Below are 376 nucleotides of genomic sequence, written 5' to 3'. Positions count from 1 at the left end.
GGTGTTCAAGGTAACACAGGTGCTACTGGTGCTACTGGCGCTACTGGACCTCAAGGTGTTCAAGGTAACACAGGTGCCACTGGCGCTACTGGACCTCAAGGTGTTCAAGGTAACACAGGTGCTACTGGTGCTACGGGTATAGGAGTTACCGGACCTACTGGACCTTCTGGTGGACCTACTGGACCTACTGGACCTTCTGGACCCCAAGGTGTTCAAGGTAACACGGGGGCTACTGGTGCTACTGGACCTCAAGGCGCTCAAGGTAACACGGGGGCTACCGGACCTCAAGGTGCTCAAGGTAACACAGGCGCTACCGGGCCTCAAGGTGTTCAAGGTCTGTCTCTTATACACATCTGACGCTGCCGACGAAGCTAGA

1 pseudogene is annotated in these 376 nt (G+C 55.6%); it reads left to right on the top strand.

The window, feature by feature from the left end:
• A pseudogene (locus JDS92_RS30150) lies at window positions 1–357 on the top strand (Gly-Xaa-Xaa repeat protein); the annotation flags it as partial.
• Window positions 358–376: the final 19 nt, after the last annotated feature.

The organism is Bacillus cereus group sp. N12, from assembly GCF_016483575.1.
GTDB lineage: Bacteria > Bacillota > Bacilli > Bacillales > Bacillaceae_G > Bacillus_A > Bacillus_A toyonensis.
Note: the sequence above shows the minus strand (reverse complement) of the source record. Positions and strands in the feature narration are given on the sequence as shown.